This is a genomic window from Dehalococcoidales bacterium, from assembly GCA_028716225.1.
In the GTDB taxonomy this organism is placed as follows: Bacteria; Chloroflexota; Dehalococcoidia; order Dehalococcoidales; family UBA5760; genus UBA5760.
Genome location: JAQUQE010000006.1, coordinates 35,404 through 51,750, shown reverse-complemented (window position 1 = coordinate 51,750; position 16,347 = coordinate 35,404). Strand labels below are relative to the sequence as shown.

The window sequence follows — 16,347 nt, the reverse complement described above, 5'->3', positions numbered from 1 at the left end:
GAGGAGAGACGGATGGAGCAGATTTGGGCGCCATGGCGTATGGAGTACATCAGGATGGCGAAACCAAAGGGCTGTATTTTGTGTGAAAAACCGGCCCAGGACTGTGATGTGGCAAACTATGTCCTCCACCGCGGCAGCAAGAACTTCGTTATGATGAATACCTATCCCTATAATCCCGGCCACCTGCTGGTAGCCCCCTACCGGCACCTGGGCGGTCTGGAAGAGCTCAATGATGAAGAGCGTAATGAACACTTCGTCCTAGTCTGTCGGTGCCTGGAGTTGTTGCGGGAGAAGTTTCATCCCGATGGTTTCAACGTCGGCATCAATATGGGCAAGGTAGCCGGGGCCGGTATCGATAGTCATGTTCATACCCACGTCGTGCCCCGCTGGCAGGGGGATGTTAACTTTATGCCCGTGATATCCGACGTTCGGGTGGTTCCGGAGGCCCTGGCGGAGACCTTTGAGAAGCTTAAAGGGGGGTTCTGATGAGGGTACTGGTTACCGACCCGATAGCGCCGGCTGGCACCGGCATTCTGCGTCAGCATTCTGAGGTTGACGAGCGGCCGGGGCTTGGTGCCGAAGAACTGCGATCGATTATCGCTGACTATGACGCGCTGATAGTGCGCAGTCAGACCAGAGTGACCGCTGGTATTATTGATGCTGCCTGCAGACTGCAGGTCATCGGCCGGGCCGGGGTGGGAGTGGACAATATCGATGTCGAGGCGGCAACCCGCCGCGGCATACTGGTAGTCAACTCCCCGGAGGGGAATATCGTCTCTACCGCCGAGCATACCATGGCGATGCTGCTTGCCCTGACGCGCCAGATTCCCCGTGCACACGGCATGCTCCATTCCGGCATCTGGGATCGTAGCTTAAAGGGGGTTGAGGTTCGTAATAAGACTCTGGGCATTATCGGGCTGGGTAGAGTTGGCGTTGAGGTAGCTGAGATGGCCAGGGGAATTAAGATGAACGTTATTGCCTGTGACCCGATGGTTGCGGAGAGCCGGGCTGAGCGGCTGGGGGTGAAGCTGGTCGAGATGGAGCCCCTGCTGAAAGCGGCGGACTTCGTCACGTTACATGTTCCCTTAAACCCGGCGACGAAAGGGTTGATCGGCAGTGAGCAGCTCAAACTGCTGAAGCCCAGTGCAATGGTGATCAACTGCGCCCGGGGCGGCATCGTGGATGAAGAGGCGCTCTACGAGGCACTCGAATCCGGTTGTCTGGCCGGGGCGGCGGTTGATGTTTTCAGTGAGGAACCGGCCCGGGATAACATCCTTTTGAAGTGTGAAAAGGTAGTTACGACTCCTCACCTGGCGGCATCCGCTGTTGAGGCGGAGGAGAGCGCCAGTACCGATATCGCTGAGCAGGTAGCGGCAATTCTGAACGGCCATCCGGCCCGTTCACCGGTGAATGCGCCGGTGATTTCCAGCGAGGCTATGTCGGTGCTCGGCCCCTATCTCCAGGTAGGGATTACAATCGGCAGGATTGCCGTCCAGCTGATAGAAGGCTCCTTTAAATCGCTGACCATCCGCTACCAGGGGGATATCGCCAGAGAGGACACCCAGCCCATAAAAGTGGCCGTACTGGCCGGTCTCCTGGAGGCAGTGACCGAGGAGCGTGTTAATATGGTTAACGCTGATATTATTGCCAGCAGCCGTGGGCTGCGGGTTAGTGAAGAAAAGGACACTACTTGCGAGAACTACGCTAATATGGTGACGGTGGAGGTGGAGACCAAATCGGGCAGCACTCTGGTTGCCGGTTCATCAATACGAGGCAGGACTCACCTGACCCGGGTGAACGACTACTGGCTGGAGATAGAGCCCTCGGGTGACTATATGCTATTCACCGAGCATGAAGACCGTCCCGGGATGATCGGGGCGATGGGCACCGTTGTCGGCAACGCTGACGTTAATATCAGCCAGATGCAGGTGAGCCGGGGCATCCGCCGTGGCGGCAGGGCGATGATGGTGCTTTGTCTGGATGACCCTGTCCCCGGTGAGTGCTACCGGGAGATACTGGCGATACCGCATATGCACCGGGCGCTGATCGTGAAACTGACCAGATAGCCTTAGATGAGGAAGGGATATGTCAAAACTTAAACGCATTCCCCGGGCCAGGAACTTCGATGAAATCAAGCACTTTACCCTGGACCGGAACACACCGCCCGCCCTTAAAGTGGAGCTTGGCGAGTCTTTCGTTGCCGAGACCGAGGACTGCTTCCGGGGCGTTCTAAGGGATAAACCGGGCCGGTTATATCCCCGGGATATGGCGCCCTATTCGGAAAGGGTGCCGGCCTGCCTGAACCCGCTCTGCGGCCCGGTGTACGTTAGCGGTGTCGAAGCAGGGGATGTCCTGGTGGTAACCATAGAGAAGATCGACAGCCTGCTTAACGGAGTAACCTGCACCATTCCGGGGGCGCACCACTTTACCGGGCTCTCCGGCTGGGAAGAGTGCGATGAGATGTATACCGGTTTAATAGAGCATGACGGTGGCAGGGGGACCTGGCGCTATGGAGGGCACAGCTACACCTGGGAGCTCAAGCCGTTCCTGGGCACCTTTGCCACTGCTCCGGAGTGGGAGGTTCTATCCAGCCTGGCCACCAGTTTCGGTTCCGCCCTGGCCGGTGGGGGAAACCTGGACTGCCGGGATGTCAGGGAGGGGACCAGGGTGTACCTGCAGTCCTTCAATAAGGGCGGGCTGCTGTACTTCGGCGATATGCACGCTTCTCAGGGGGATGGCGAGGTTACCGGCATAGCTAACGAGGTGGCCGGCGAGGTGACCCTGAGGTGCGATGTTATCAAGAATAAGAAGCTGAATAACGTCCGTCTGGAGACTGCGGAGTCTCTGATATCCGTCTACTGCTACCGGCCGGTTGAAGAGGCGATCAAACAGGCGCTGAAGGACCTGGTGCTGTGGCTGGGAGAGGACTACGGTATGAGTAAGCGTGAGGTCTATATGCTCTGTAGCATCTGCCCTGATTTCAGGATCAATATCTACCAGGTCTGTAGCGGGCTGGGCCGGTTAATGACTACGGTCGGGGCTGAGTTCCCCAGGAAGATGCTACCCGGATAAGCAGGATGCCGATCCGATGCGGCAGACATCATTTTCAGACCCGCCCCGGTGCCCTTATTTCCGGGGCTTCTTTTGGCCTCTCCATTTACGAAGGTGGTCTTGTAGAGAACAGACTATTGCCTTTCTCTCTCCGCTGCATTATTATTTAGCCAGATAAACCTGCCACGCCGGAGAAGGTGTTTAAGGAGGTGTATCTTGAGCAGGGTAACGCTGCAAACCGGTCCCGGAGTCTTCGAGGTTCTGGCTAATGTCTGCCGCAGCCACCAGGAGGCGGTAAAACAGTTCGTGGAAAACTCGGCCGATGCCGTACAGCAGGCTGCTGGCGATGAGAAGCATATCTCTATCCACCTCCAGTACGCTTCGGATATCGACGGAGCGGTGAGGAGACTAAAAAATATCGTCGTTGCCGATAACGGCATCGGGATGAACAGCGATAAGATGAAGTATATTTTGGGTCATATCGGTAACTCGGAGAAGGTGCAGATGGCGCTTAAAGGGGAGAAAGGTATCGGTATCCTTGCCTTTTCTATGGTAGCCGAGGAGTTGCATATCGCCTCAACAGATACCGACGGCACGCCCTCGAGCTGTCTGGTGCTGAAGCGTCCCTGGCTCAAGATAGGAAAGGCCGAGGTTGTCGAGCGTTGTTCTCGCCATACCCACTACCGGCGCGGTACGGTCGTTTACCTGGAGGATATTCTGCCTGAGGTGGCCGACAAGCTCACCAAGGAACGCTTGAAGGAGTACTTGGGGAGGGAGTTTGCCAACGATTTGATGCAGGGCTTCTACGCGATGTCCATCTCCGATAATCACGAATTCGAGCCGGTGCCGCCCAAGAGATACCGTGGTATCAGGGCGATGTCAACTGTGATGTCGCTGGGTAAGTTCGGCTCGGTGACGGTTGACCTTCATGTTCTGCCCTGGGATATGGCGGATGCTACCGTGAGCCTTTACGGTCGGGGTGGTACGCGTGTCTGCCTGCTTACTGATCTCGAAGATTTCAGGGCGCTGCCCTGGATCGATAAGCGCCTTGAGGGTTATATTCGCTGCGATAACCTGAAGCGTACTGCGGACAAGACGGCGGTGGTGCCGGACCAGGTCTACCAGGCGTTTGTTGCCGAATTGTATCGCATCGAACCGGAAGTGAGGGAGATGATAGATAGGATCAGCGCCAGCTCTCTGGAGCGTCGCTTTGAGGTGGTGTTGGGTAAGACAGGGCGGCTGGTGGATAGGTTCCTGCGTTACCGGGAGCGGGGACTTCTGGCCGATTTGCCCTACCGTTCCCGGCGGCTCAGGAAGGTGGCAGCGGCTGCCGGTGATAAGGAGGAATCAACTCACTCAGCCGGTCGGCTTACCGCCCGGCGTGGCCCGGCCGGAGTCCACAGCCTTAATCTAAGGCTATATTCTCCTCCCGAGGAGAAGGCCCAGTCCCGGAGCTGGTTCGACCGGAATAGCGGCTGCATCTGTGTTAACCGGGAGCACTCGGAGTTTCTCCTCTCACAGCGGGAGGACGCCCGCTGCATCCGCTACCTGTTTACGATATGGGTTAAGGAGAGCCTACTCGAGGAATACGGCAGTGATGCCGAGAAGCTGGCTGATGAAATGGTGGGCCGGCTCTCTGAAGCGGAGCCCCTGCTATGGTAGAGGTACTGCAGAACAAGAACTTGGCGACTCGGTTTCAGATACTGGTGGAGATAGCGGCGATGCAGCCCAATATCCAGCAGAGACATATCGCTAAGAAGCTTAACATTACTCCCCAGGCGGTATCGGATTATGTTAAAAGAATGTTGGCTGACGGACTGCTTACCTCCGACGGGCGTTCCCGCTATCGGGTCAGTAATGAGGGTGTCAACTGGATAATAAAGGTGCTCCGTGAGCTCAGGGCCTATAGTTCCTTTGCCCGCAGTGCGATTATGGGCAGCTCGGTGTGTGCGGCGCTGGCAGACTGTGATTTGAGCGGTGGGCAGCCGGTGGGCTTGGAGATGAAGGACGGCCTGCTCTTCGCTACCAGGCGCATCGGCCGGGGAGCCCGGGGCAGGGTAGTTGCCGATGTCAAGCAGGGGGAGGATGCCGGCATTACCGACATCGAGGGGATAGTACCGGTAGCGACGGGCCGGGTCACCATCCTCAGTATGCCCGGTATTCAGAAGGGCGGCTCCCGGAAGGTCGACCTCAAGCTGCTGGATAGCGAGCTTAAGGATAGGGTCTTCATCGGGACGCTCGGTATTGAGGCTCAGGTCATCCTGAGAAAGGCTGGTGTCAGGTTCTCTCTCTACGGTGCTGCCGAGGCAGCCGTCGAGGCTGCCCAGAGTGGGCTCAGGCCGTTGCTCCTCTGTGTTGAGGATGAGATATCCCGCCTGGTTAAGAGGTTGGAAGAGGAAAACATCGGCTACGAGCTGATCAATATCGAAAAAGGCTGATAATGGCTTCTCTCGGTAAAGGTTATGTTCAGGTCTATACCGGGAACGGTAAAGGGAAGACTACCGCTGCCCTGGGGCTTGCCCTGAGGGCGGCCGGCTGGGGTTTAAAGACGTATATCGGGCAGTTTATGAAGGGACAGCACTACGGCGAGCTGGATGGGGTGAAAAAGCTGCGGCCCTTTATCACCATCGAGCAGTACGGTAAGGACACCTTCATTCATGTCCAGGACCCGCCCCGGGAAGAGGACGTCCGGATGGCTCAGAAGGGCTTGTCATTGGCCATGGGGGTGATGTGCTCCGGGCAATATGACATCATCATCTTCGATGAGATTATTACCAGCCACTATTTTCACCTGGTATCGCTTGACGAGATGCTGGAAGTAATCCGTTCCAGACCGGAGGGGGTAGAGGTGGTCTTCACCGGTCGCTATGCGCCCCCCGAGCTTATCGCCGCCGCCGATCTGGTCACCGAGATGAGAGAGGTGAAGCACTACAGTGAGGCAGGGGTTACCGCCCGGGATGGTATCGAGCGCTGACCTAGGGTTTGAATATGGTTGGACTGTCATGTCATTCCGATTACGGTAATTCGTATCACTGCCTGGAGAAAAACTCTAACCCGTTTGGACCTTCCTGCCCTACCCGGTGTTTGATAATTCACCGCGGCGATGGACCGGCTGCGGCCTCTTCCGCATTCTGATATTCTTCGGCGTGATTTCCACAAGCTCATCCCCGGTGATGAAATCGATGGCCTGCTCCAAACTCATCTTGACGGGCGGGATCAGCTTTATGGCGATATCGGAGGTCGATGAGCGGACGTTGGTCTTCTTTTTCTCCTTGCAGACATTGATTGGAATATCCTTGGGGCGTGAACTGAGCCCGATTATCATCCCCCGGTATACCGGGGTGCCCGGGTCGATGAAGGTCATGCCCCTGCCCTGGGCATTATTGATTCCATAGGTAACCGCGGTGCCTTCTTCGGCAGCCACCAGGGCACCGTTGCGGCTGGAGACTATCGCCCCGTGCCAGGGTTCGTAGCCGAGAAAGACCGTGTTCATGATGCCCTCCCCCCGGGTAGCGGTCAGAAAGCCGCTGCGGAAACCTATTATCCCCTTGGTCGGTATCCGGAACTCCAGGCGTACATTCCCTGCGCCGTCATGATGCATATTTGTCATTTGAGCCTGCCGCTCGCTGAGCATCTCGGTCAGGATACCGATGTATCCCTCTCGAGTGTCAATAGTCAGGGCTTCTACGGGTTCCATTAGCCGGCCGTCGACCAGCTTGGTGATTGCCTCCGGTTTAGAGACTTCAAACTCATAGCCTTCACGGCGCATGGTCTCGATCAGGATGGCAAGGTGCAGCTCCCCCCTGCCTTTGACCAGAAAGCTGTCGGGGTTAGCGGTATCCTGGACTCTCAGGCTCAGGTTGGTGCTCAGTTCCCGGTAAAGTCGTTCCCGGAGCTGGCGCGTTGTCACGAAGCGGCCTTCACGACCGGCGAACGGTGAGGTATTGATGCTGAAGGTCATCTCTACCGTGGGCTCGCCGATCTCGATGCGGGGCAGGGCCTCCGGACGCTCCCGGCTGGCAATGGTGTCTCCGATAACGACATCCCTGACTCCGGTTATCGCGACAATATCGCCCGCGCAGGCTTCGCTTACCTCCAGGCGTTTCAAGCCAAAATAGGTGAATACCTGGTTAACCTCGCTGTAGCTCAGGCTTCCGTCGGCATCGATGCCGACCACCGGGTCATGAGGACAGACCTTGCCGCGCCAGACCCGGCCGATGGCTATTTTCCCTTTGTGACTGTCATAGTCCAGATTAGAGACCAGCATTTGAAAGGGACCGCTTTCGATCCGGGGCGGCGGCACGTTCTCCAAAATGCAATCGAAAAGAGGACTGATGTCCCTGCCCGTCAGGCCGGGCTCGGTCACGGCGGTTCCTTCCTTGGCGCTGGCGTACAGGACCGGGAAATCAAGCTGCTCCGGGCTGGTAGCCAGTTCCAGAAAGAGGTCCTGGGTGAATCGGAGAACCTCTTTTATCCGGGAGGTCTTCCGGTCTATCTTATTGATGACCACGATTGGCTTAAGGCCGTACTTGAGGGCGTGACGGAGGACGAATCTGGTCTGGGGCATCGGGCCGTCCACCGAATCCACGAGAAGCAGACAACCGTCGGCCATGCTGATGACCCGCTCTACCTCGCCACTGAAATCGGCGTGACCCGGCGTATCTATGATATTAATCTTGATGCCCCGGTAGACCACGGCCGTATTTTTGGACATGATAGTAATACCTTTTTCCCGTTCCAGGGTATTGCTGTCCATGATCAGCTCACCTATTGTCTGGTTATCCCGGAATATCCTGCTCTGTTTGAGCATAGCGTCCACCAGGGTGGTCTTGCCGTGGTCAACATGGGCTATGATAGCGATATTTCTTATGTCGTGACGGCATTCCATATGGTTGCTTGATTTCTCCTCTATCCTTTTATGTACGTTAACAAAATATTATCGGCAGCCTGGCGCGCGTAATAAGGTACTGGAAATACGGCAGATATCAGGGGGATTATGGTGATGCACGCTTCAACAGTGATGGAGAATGGAATTAGGGTCTCTTGTCTCGGCGGCTGATGATGACTGCGATGTTGAAGACGGAACCGTATCTTTACCGGATATGCCGGTATCGGTGAAGCATCCCGCTTCTAAAACGATGGCGTTGAAAGCAGTTCCAGGTGCAGTACATTGAATCTTCCGTCCTTCAAGCTGGCAGAATGATATTACCCTGAGTATTATAATTATAACTTGATAGCCGGAGGTTTGTATATAGCCGGCGCAGGTGATTAGCTTCGGGCAGGAGTTTTTATCACTACCGGCAGCCCGCAGACCATCAGGTAGACCTCATCGGCACGCCGGGCAAGGAGCTGGTTCGCCCGGCCCAGGATGTCGCGGTAGAGGCGGCCTAGCTTGTTTGCCGGTACCAACCCCAGACCGACCTCGTTACTAACGATAATAAATCTGGCATCGGTTTGGTCGATACACTCGATTAGCTCCCTGATCTCAGCGGTAACCTTCTCCTCGACAAGGTCCTCGCTGCCCCGGTTGCCGTAGCTCCCGGTGATGTTGTTCACCAGCAGGGTGATGCAGTCGATAATCACCACCCCTTCCCCGCTGATTTCCCGGCTAATCCGGCCGGATAAATTGCCGGTAGCCTCTAGAGTCCGCCAGGAAGCCGGCCGGGACTTGCGGTGCTTCTCGATGCGGCGGCTCATCTCTTCATCACTGGCCTCGGCGGTAGCCACAAAGAGCACCGCTTTTCCCGTCTTTTCGGCGAGATCCTGGGCGAAACGGCTCTTGCCACTGCGGGCGCCGCCGACTATCAGGGTACACCCTTTGTTCATTCTATACCTCCACTATCTTGACCTTCAGCTTAGCCCCGGCCAGTGGTTGCAGGCCAGCAGACAGACCAGAATAAGCGTCGAGACCTCGGCGACCTCATTTATCGCCCCGTAGGTATCGCCGGTGAGGCCGTCGAACTTGCCCTTGAGATAGGCTGCCATCGCCAGGGTAATCAGCCAGACCGCAAGCATTATCAGCGGGCCAGCCAGATAAAAAAGTGGGATGCCCCCCCAGCCGGCCAGCCCGGTTACCGCTGCCAAGGTTACCGCCGTAGCCAGGGCAAACCGGCCCCGGCCCAGTCCCTGCTTGATGACCTTGCCCAGTCCGGAGGGCTGGGCGTAGGGATAGGCGAAGATGGCATAGACCATTGTCCAGCGGCTTACCACCGGCATAATCATGAGGGCGGCCATCATCAGGTTATCCGGCACGCTGTTCAGCGCTCCGTATTTTACCAGCAGCAGGCAGAATACCCCGATGATGCCGAAGGCGCCGGAGCGGCTGTCGTGCATCACCTGCCACCGCGTGGCAGCATCCTTGTGGCCGCCGAGACCGTCGCAGGTATCAACAAAGCCGTCCAGGTGAAGACCGCCGCTTAAGACCACACCGGCCACGATGAGTATCCCGCTGGCCATGCCCAGAGGCAGGATACGGATGAGGAGCCAGTAGGCTCCGGCCAGGATAAGCCCGATGATAATACCTACGACGGGGAAAAAGGCTGCCGAGTGTGACAGGTCTTCGGGGCCGCCCCCGTCGCGTCGGGGGACCCGGAGTGTGGTAAGAAACCTTAGTGCGGCTAGAAAGCTCAATTCTCCGCCTCGCTCCTGCCCGATACTCCGGCATCGATAAAGGTGGCCATCTCAGCCAGGATCCTGGCTGAGGTCTCGGCCAGGGAGATGCCCAGGGCAGCCCCGGTGCCTTCGCCCAGGCGCATACCGAGGTCGAGCAGTGGCTTAAGTCCCAGGTGTTTGAGCAGCAGTCGATGGCCCGGCTCGGCGGAGACATGGGCGGCAATCAGGAAGTCCTTCACTCCCGGTGCCAGCGCTGCGGCAATCAGGGCGGCCGCCCCCGAGATGAAGCCGTCGATTACTACCGGGATGCGGTGAGCGGCGGCGGCTAGTATTACCCCGGTAATCCCGCCAATCTCAAGGCCGCCTACTTTGGCCAGTACCTCAATCGGTTTGGCCGGGTCGGGTTCATTTACTTTGATTGCTCTGGTTATTACCGCTACCTTATGCTCCAGCTGCTTATCGGTAATGCCGGTGCCTCTGCCGGTTACCTCGGTTACCGGCTTTCCCGTCATAACGGCGCAGATAGCGCTGCTTGAGGTGGTGTTGCCGATGCCCATGTCTCCGGTGCCGATGATATCAAGCCCCTTGCTTACCTCAGCCAGCGTTACCTCGATGCCGGTCTCTATCGCCCGCTTCGCCTCATCATCGTTCATCGCCGGGCCGGCTGCCATGTTGCGGGTGCCCGGGGCGATCTTCCTTGACAGGAGCCGGGGGGTGGGCTTGAGCGTAGCGGCTATCCCGATGTCCACTATAACCAGCCGGGCGCCCACCTGGCGGGCGATGACGTTTACCCCGGCCCCGCCCTCGAGGAAGTTATAGACCATCTGCGGGGTTACCTCCCGGGGATAGGCGCTTATCCCTTCTGCGACCACGCCGTGGTCGGCCGCCATGACGATAATGGCCTTCTCCTTTATCCGGGGCAGGCGCCTGCCCTGAATGCCGGCCAGTTGAACGGAGAGGTCCTCGAGCCGACCCAGGCTGCCCGCGGGCTTGGTCAGGGTATTCTGCCTGGCTTTTGCCTCAGCCATTGCCGCTTGGTCCGGCGCCCCTATCTTTCCGATTATCTCTGTTAATGATTCCGTCATTTACGCTCTCATCTAAGTCTTAAATCTTGTTTGTGGAAATCAGTACTCAATGCCCTTGCGCCCCCTGATCCCTTTACTGAAATAGTGCTTCACTGCAGTCATATTAGTGACCAGGTCGGCCCGCTCGATTATCTCCGGGGGCGCCTTACGCCCGGTCAGCACCAGCTCGACGTTAACCGGCTTCTTATCCAGCAGGTCGATGACCCGGGCGGTGGTGATCAGCCCTCTGTTCACCGCCGTGAAAATCTCGTCCAGGACGATGATATCGTACTTCCCTTTAGTGAGCTTCTCTTCGGCGAGAGAGAGCGTTTGCTCGGTTACCGGACGGAGTTCTTCGTTACCATGCCGGAGGCAGATGCCCTGGTTCGGCCGGATGATTTCGAAGAGGTGGTATCCGGCGGCAAGGATCTGTTCGCCCGAGGTCTCTCCCTTGAGAAACTGGATGAAGACTACCCGCATCCCCCGCCCTGCTGCCCTTAAGGCCAGCCCGAGGGCGGCGGTGGTCTTCCCCTTGCCCTCCCCGGTATAGACCTGGATATATCCCCTGGCCAGGCGCTCCTTCGTCTTCATCGCTTTATAGTCCCCTGCTCCAACCGCAGACCCGGCAGTGGCAGCTCTGCGGTGCTATCCCCGTACCGCAGCCCGGGCAGCCTGCTTCTCCCGGCTGAGGCGGCGGAATCTCGCCGACCACTTGGCGGTAGGTCCGGTAGTAGAAGAGGTGGTCCCGGCTCAAGAACTTCAGGGAAAGGGTTGCCTCTGCCTCCGCCAGTTCCTCGTCGGAGATCCCGGCACCGATTATCTCATGCAGCCGACTGAAGCCGGAGCCTACCTCGATGGGACGCTTGGCCTGCCAGACGATTTCCCCGGGCAGCCAGGGCGCAAAGGCCTCTCGCAGGATCCATTTGCCATGCCTTACGCCGTGGTGCTCCCTGATCTTTAGTTCGGGACTGATGGATAGGGCGAGGTCGATGATGTCCCTGTCCAGGAAGGGTTGTTTTACCTCGACCCCCAGGTGGGCGCCGAGGCGGCTGGACGAGAAACTCATCTTTTCGGCGAGCCGGGGCAGGTACTCTTTCAGGTCTAAGTCTAACATATAGCCGTAGCCGGCAAATAGCTCATCGGCCCCGTCCCCGGTGATGACGCTTTTAAGGCCCTTCTCCCGGGCTAACCGTAGCCCCAGGTATACCGCCAGGTCGTTGGGTAGGGCGGGGTCGAAGCTACCCAGAATCTTGATCACCTCGGGTACCATCGCCAGGGCCTCATCGATGCTGATGCTCTTTGGGTGGAGCTCCAGGCCGAGCTTAACGGCCAGCATCTCGGCATACTTCAGGTCTTCTCCGTACCCGTTGAGCCTTACGTTCAGCCCGATTGCCCCCGGGGAAAGCAGGGCCAGGATGCTGGTATCCAGGCCTCCGGAGAGCAGTATGCCCCGGGCCGTATTTCTCTCTGCCGCCTCTTTCAAGCGCGACCGTAGCTCTTTGAGAATGTCTTCCAAATTATTACCTGCTTCGGGGTAATTCAACACATTATGCAGACCGGGCGTCTTTGTCAAACTCTTGCTCCGGGCTTGTAACAACTCAAGCAAACTTTCCCATAGAAAAGTGGACTTGTATTTACTTTTGGTAGTATTATACCCTAAAGAGCAACGAAAAGCATTAATTATTGAAGGCTCTGAGGCAGTTCTTGTCATGAGTATTCCTCTCTTGCAGAGTAGTTGTAAATAGGAGTGGTGTCGCCGGTGAGGAAAAAATTTTGCTATGCTGCCGTTTCCCTTGCCCTGCTCGGTCTGCTGTCCGCCTGTACTCCGACCGCCGGGGAGACGGTGTCCTCGGGTGGAATGACCGACCAGTTGGGCCGGACGGTCGAGTTTGATGGCGTTCCGCAGCGGATTGTATCGCTTGCTCCCAGCAATACCGAGATACTGTTTGCTCTGGGTCTGGGCGATAGAGTGGTCGGGGTAACCGAGTACTGCGATTACCCAGCATCGGCTAAGGAAAAGGCAGTAATCGGCGGTTTCAGTACCGTTGATTTGGAGAGGGTGGTTGCCCTGTCTCCCGATCTGATACTGGCCACCAGCATGCATGAAGCAGATGTCCTTCCGGCGCTGGAAAACAGTGGGCTGACTGTTTTTGCGCTTGCCCCGGCTACGCTTGATGAGGTGCTGGAGTCGATTATCCTGGTCGGTGAGGTTACCGGGAAGGTAGAGGAGGCAGCCGGGCTGGTTAACGATATGAAGAGGCGGATTTCCGCGGTGACGGCAAAGACGGAAGGGCTCTCCCCGGAGCAGAGGCCGCGGGTCTTCTTCATTACATGGCATGATCCCCTGATGACGCCCGGCTTGGAGACTCGTCACGACGAGCTGATTCAAATGGCGGGCGGAATAAACATCGCCCGCGACCTTATCGGCTATGCCGATATCAGTCTGGAGGCGGTAATCGAGGCGAACCCGGAAGTGATGATTGCCGGCGTCGGCATGGGGGACGGTGAGGCCCTGCCCGCTCAGTTCATTAGCACGGAGCCGAGGCTGGGGAATACCGACGCCCGCCGTAACGGACGGATATATGAGATAGATACCGACCTGGAGGGCCGTCCCGGGCCGCGCATAGTCGATGCGCTGGAGGCGTTTGCTCGCTTCATCCACCCGGAACTATTTGCCGGAGGCTGAAGTGGATCGGCGGGTCTGTCTGATTTAAGGAAAGTATGCCCGGAGTCCCGGGCGGCGGAGGTTTTTTAAGTGGCTCCGTATCGGACGGGATCGTCTCTTACCGGACGGCCTGTGCCCGGGCTTCCCCGGCGCCGCCGCCGGATATATGCCATAATCGGGCTTCTGGCAGCGCTGGGGGGGGTGATAGTGTTTGCCACTCTCCTGGGCAGCGTTAGAATTCCCTTTACCACTACCTTCCGTATTCTCCTTGACCAGCTGCCGGGGATAGATATCGCCTCCACCTGGCAGAGCACTACCGAGACGATAATCCTCTCGATGCGCCTGCCCCGGGTAGTCCTGGCCGGTATCGTCGGCGCTGCCCTCTCCATCGCCGGGGCGACCTATCAGGGGCTGTTCCGTAACCCGCTGGCCGACCCTTACCTTATCGGTGTGACACAGGGAGCGGCACTGGGTGCCGTCATCGGCTTCTCACTTCCCTTCCAGTGGCAGGGAATGGGGTTCGGGGTTATTCCCATGCTCGCTTTTGCCGGGGCGCTGGTTACGGTGTTTGTTGTCTATAATCTGGCCCGGGTTGGCAAGACCATCCCCACCACCACTCTTATCCTGGCCGGGGTTGCCCTGGGTGCCCTTTGCTCTTCGATTGTCTCCTACCTGATCATCACCAGCGGTGACAAGATGCACGGTATTGTGTTCTGGCTGATGGGCAGTTTCTCACTGAGTGACTGGTCGGAGGTAAGGTTTGTTCTCCCCTATGTCATAACCGGGGTAGTTGTTATTCTGCTCTATGCCCGTTCCCTTAACGTGATGCAGCTTGATGAAGAGCAGGCGCAGCAACTGGGGGTTGATGTGGAGAAGGTAAAACGTATTCTGCTTGCCGCGGCCACCCTGATTACGGCCGCCGCTGTTTCCTTCGTCGGCACCATCGGCTTTGTCGGTATTATCATTCCCCATACCGTGCGCCTCATCTGGGGCCCTGATTACCGGTTTCTCCTGCCCCTGTCCCTCCTGAGCGGGGCCGTCTTTTTAATCCTGGCTGATCTGGTGGCGCGTACTGCTCTGGCGCCGATGGAGATACCGGTGGGGGTCATCACCGCCATCTGCGGAGCTCCCTTCTTCCTCTATATCCTGAGGCGCAAGAGGAAGGCGGTCTTTTTCTAAAGGATATCTGGGATGATAGAACTGGAATTGGATAATCTGACCCTGGCCTACGGCCGGAATGTGGTGGTGAGAGACCTGGCCTTTCGGGTGGTGCCCGGGGAGATGGTTGGGCTTATCGGACCGAACGGCTCGGGAAAGTCGACTGTTGTCCGGGCGCTCAGCCGGGTTATTTCGCCGGTGTCGGGGCGGGTACTGGTGGGGGGTAGAGACGTTCAGGAAATATCCCGCGGGGAGCTGGCCTGCCTGCTCGGCGTGGTGCCCCAGATAGCAATCCTGCCCGGTACCTTTACCGCCTTTGAGATAGTGCTGATGGGGAGGAATCCCCATCTCGGCTTTCTTCAGCATGAGGGCATCCGGGATATGGAGGTTGCCTGGCGGGCGATGGAGATGACCGGGACACAGGCCTTTGCCCAGCGCAGGATAAACGAGCTCTCCGGCGGGGAGATCCAGCGTGTCGTGATTGCCCGTGTCCTGGCCCAGGAGCCGAAGTCGGTCCTCCTCGATGAGCCGACGGCGAGCCTGGATATCAGCCATCAGGTTGCAATCCTGGACTTGATTAAGGGCCTCTGCCGGGAGTACAGACTGACGGTGGTCATCGTCCTTCACGATCTGAACCTTGCCGCGCAGTATTGTGATCGCCTCATCCTGATGAAGGAGGGCCGGCTCCACGCCCAGGGGACACCGGATGAGGTCATTAATCCCCGCAATATTAAGGAAGTCTACGGCGCTGAGGACTGTGTCTATCCCCACCCCGCCGGTGGTGCCCCGGTGGTTCTACCCCGGGCGGGCGGCGGCCGGAGCGCCGGACTTACGTAATAGAATAGAAAGGGGAAAGGATTAGTCGGTAATGGCGGCTCTGCTGGTACTGGCGATCTCTTTAGTTATCGATTTTGCGGTGGGGGAACCGCCGCGCCTAATACACCCGGTGGTGTGGATGGGCAGGCTTATTTCCTGTCTGGTCGGACGGGTCTCCGCTTGCTCCTCTCGGGTCCGGTTTGCCTGTGGGTGCGGCGTAACCCTGCTCACGGTAGCGGCCTTTGCCGTACCTGCCTATTTTCTGCTTTCCTTCCTGGGAAATACCAGCCCGGTCGCCTATGTTATTGTTGGAGCGCTGCTTCTTAAGTCTACCTTTTCCCTGAGGGAGCTGTGCCGGGTGACACTTGGCATCAAGGGTCTCCTCGAGAATGGGAAACTGGATGAGGCGCGCTCCGGGCTGCGGGCCCTGGTCAGTCGTGATACTACCACCCTCTCAAAGCCGCTTCTGGTTTCGGCGGCGGTGGAGTCGACCGCCGAGAGCGCCTGTGACAGCTTTGTGGCGCCGCTCTTTTTCTTTCTCCTCTTCGGTGTCCCCGGGGCGCTTGCCTACCGCTGCGTGAATACCCTGGACAGTATGATCGGATATCACGGCGAGTACGAGTACCTGGGTAAGTTTCCCAGCCGGCTGGACGACGGACTGAACTACATACCGGCCCGGCTGACGGCGCTGCTGATCGTCCTGGCTGCCTTCTTCTCCGGACGGGGTGGCCGTCGGGTGTGGCAGGTGGCGCTTGCCGACCATGGCCGGACGGAAAGCCCTAATGCCGGCTGGCCGATGGCGGCTGCCGCCGGTGCCCTCGGAGTGCAACTGGATAAGGTAGGTCAGTACCAGCTGGGCAGGATGGATAATCCGCTGGTTCCCGGCACCATCGGTGGGGCGGTAAAGCTGGTGGGGGTGGCGGCGGCTTTCTGGATGCTGGTATGCTATGCTGTTGAGGTGATTTTACTGGTCTATTAGGC

The 16,347-nt window shown here is 57.9% G+C and carries 17 protein-coding genes; 11 read left to right on the top strand and 6 right to left on the bottom strand.

Annotated features, from left to right (window positions below; all coding sequences use genetic code 11):
- Positions 1-12: 12 nt before the first annotated feature.
- From PHI12_05445 to PHI12_05420, 6 genes are all read left to right on the top strand, one after another.
- The gene (locus PHI12_05445; GenBank protein ID MDD5510233.1) at positions 13-486 is read left to right on the top strand and encodes an HIT domain-containing protein; all 474 of its coding nucleotides are present in this window, start codon (positions 13-15) and stop codon (positions 484-486) included.
- Entirely contained in the window at positions 486-2,066 is a 1,581-nt protein-coding gene (gene serA, locus PHI12_05440; protein ID MDD5510232.1) for a phosphoglycerate dehydrogenase, read from the top strand. The genes PHI12_05445 and serA overlap by 1 nt, the downstream gene beginning before the upstream one ends.
- 19 nt (positions 2,067-2,085) lie before the next feature.
- On the top strand, positions 2,086-3,072 hold the full coding sequence (locus PHI12_05435; GenBank protein MDD5510231.1) for an acetamidase/formamidase family protein: 987 nt from the start codon (positions 2,086-2,088) through the stop codon (positions 3,070-3,072).
- A gap of 195 nt (positions 3,073-3,267) precedes the next feature.
- On the top strand, positions 3,268-4,713 hold the full coding sequence (locus PHI12_05430; protein MDD5510230.1) for an ATP-binding protein: 1,446 nt from the start codon (positions 3,268-3,270) through the stop codon (positions 4,711-4,713).
- On the top strand, positions 4,707-5,489 hold the full coding sequence (locus PHI12_05425; GenBank protein MDD5510229.1) for a winged helix-turn-helix transcriptional regulator: 783 nt from the start codon (positions 4,707-4,709) through the stop codon (positions 5,487-5,489). The genes PHI12_05430 and PHI12_05425 overlap by 7 nt, the downstream gene beginning before the upstream one ends.
- 2 nt (positions 5,490-5,491) lie before the next feature.
- A complete protein-coding gene (locus tag PHI12_05420) occupies positions 5,492-6,025 on the top strand; it encodes a cob(I)yrinic acid a,c-diamide adenosyltransferase (GenBank protein MDD5510228.1) in 534 nt (177 codons plus the stop codon).
- 99 nt (positions 6,026-6,124) lie between these two features.
- On the opposite strand, the gene typA is transcribed toward PHI12_05420, so the two are convergent.
- Positions 6,125-7,939 (bottom strand): translational GTPase TypA, encoded by a 1,815-nt coding sequence (typA, locus tag PHI12_05415; GenBank protein ID MDD5510227.1) that lies wholly within the window; start codon positions 7,937-7,939, stop codon positions 6,125-6,127.
- 139 nt (positions 7,940-8,078) lie between these two features.
- Here typA and PHI12_05410 point away from each other — a divergent pair, with 139 nt between their 5' ends.
- A complete protein-coding gene (locus tag PHI12_05410; protein ID MDD5510226.1) occupies positions 8,079-8,225 on the top strand; it encodes a hypothetical protein in 147 nt (48 codons plus the stop codon).
- A gap of 94 nt (positions 8,226-8,319) precedes the next feature.
- Here the strand turns inward: PHI12_05410 and cobU are convergent, their stop codons facing one another.
- From cobU to PHI12_05385, 5 genes are read right to left on the bottom strand one after another with little or no spacing between them, the layout of a single operon-like run.
- Positions 8,320-8,877, bottom strand: a complete 558-nt coding sequence (gene cobU / locus PHI12_05405; GenBank protein MDD5510225.1) for a bifunctional adenosylcobinamide kinase/adenosylcobinamide-phosphate guanylyltransferase — start codon at positions 8,875-8,877, stop codon at positions 8,320-8,322.
- A gap of 24 nt (positions 8,878-8,901) precedes the next feature.
- Positions 8,902-9,681 (bottom strand): adenosylcobinamide-GDP ribazoletransferase, encoded by a 780-nt coding sequence (cobS, locus tag PHI12_05400; GenBank protein ID MDD5510224.1) that lies wholly within the window; start codon positions 9,679-9,681, stop codon positions 8,902-8,904.
- Entirely contained in the window at positions 9,678-10,748 is a 1,071-nt protein-coding gene (gene cobT, locus PHI12_05395; protein ID MDD5510223.1) for a nicotinate-nucleotide--dimethylbenzimidazole phosphoribosyltransferase, read from the bottom strand. The genes cobS and cobT overlap by 4 nt, the downstream gene beginning before the upstream one ends.
- A 39-nt stretch (positions 10,749-10,787) precedes the next feature.
- Positions 10,788-11,318, bottom strand: a complete 531-nt coding sequence (locus tag PHI12_05390) for a cob(I)yrinic acid a,c-diamide adenosyltransferase (GenBank protein ID MDD5510222.1) — start codon at positions 11,316-11,318, stop codon at positions 10,788-10,790.
- A 4-nt stretch (positions 11,319-11,322) separates the two neighbouring features.
- Positions 11,323-12,300 (bottom strand): asparagine synthase-related protein, encoded by a 978-nt coding sequence (locus PHI12_05385; GenBank protein ID MDD5510221.1) that lies wholly within the window; start codon positions 12,298-12,300, stop codon positions 11,323-11,325.
- 186 nt (positions 12,301-12,486) lie between these two features.
- Here PHI12_05385 and PHI12_05380 point away from each other — a divergent pair, with 186 nt between their 5' ends.
- The 4 genes from PHI12_05380 to PHI12_05365 all read left to right on the top strand — a co-directional run bounded on the left by PHI12_05380 (position 12,487) and on the right by PHI12_05365 (position 16,345).
- A complete protein-coding gene (locus PHI12_05380; protein MDD5510220.1) occupies positions 12,487-13,413 on the top strand; it encodes a cobalamin-binding protein in 927 nt (308 codons plus the stop codon).
- A 69-nt stretch (positions 13,414-13,482) separates the two neighbouring features.
- Positions 13,483-14,571, top strand: a complete 1,089-nt coding sequence (locus PHI12_05375) for an iron chelate uptake ABC transporter family permease subunit (protein MDD5510219.1) — start codon at positions 13,483-13,485, stop codon at positions 14,569-14,571.
- 12 nt (positions 14,572-14,583) lie between these two features.
- On the top strand, positions 14,584-15,387 hold the full coding sequence (locus PHI12_05370; protein MDD5510218.1) for an ABC transporter ATP-binding protein: 804 nt from the start codon (positions 14,584-14,586) through the stop codon (positions 15,385-15,387).
- 31 nt (positions 15,388-15,418) lie between these two features.
- On the top strand, positions 15,419-16,345 hold the full coding sequence (locus PHI12_05365; GenBank protein ID MDD5510217.1) for a cobalamin biosynthesis protein: 927 nt from the start codon (positions 15,419-15,421) through the stop codon (positions 16,343-16,345).
- Positions 16,346-16,347: the final 2 nt, after the last annotated feature.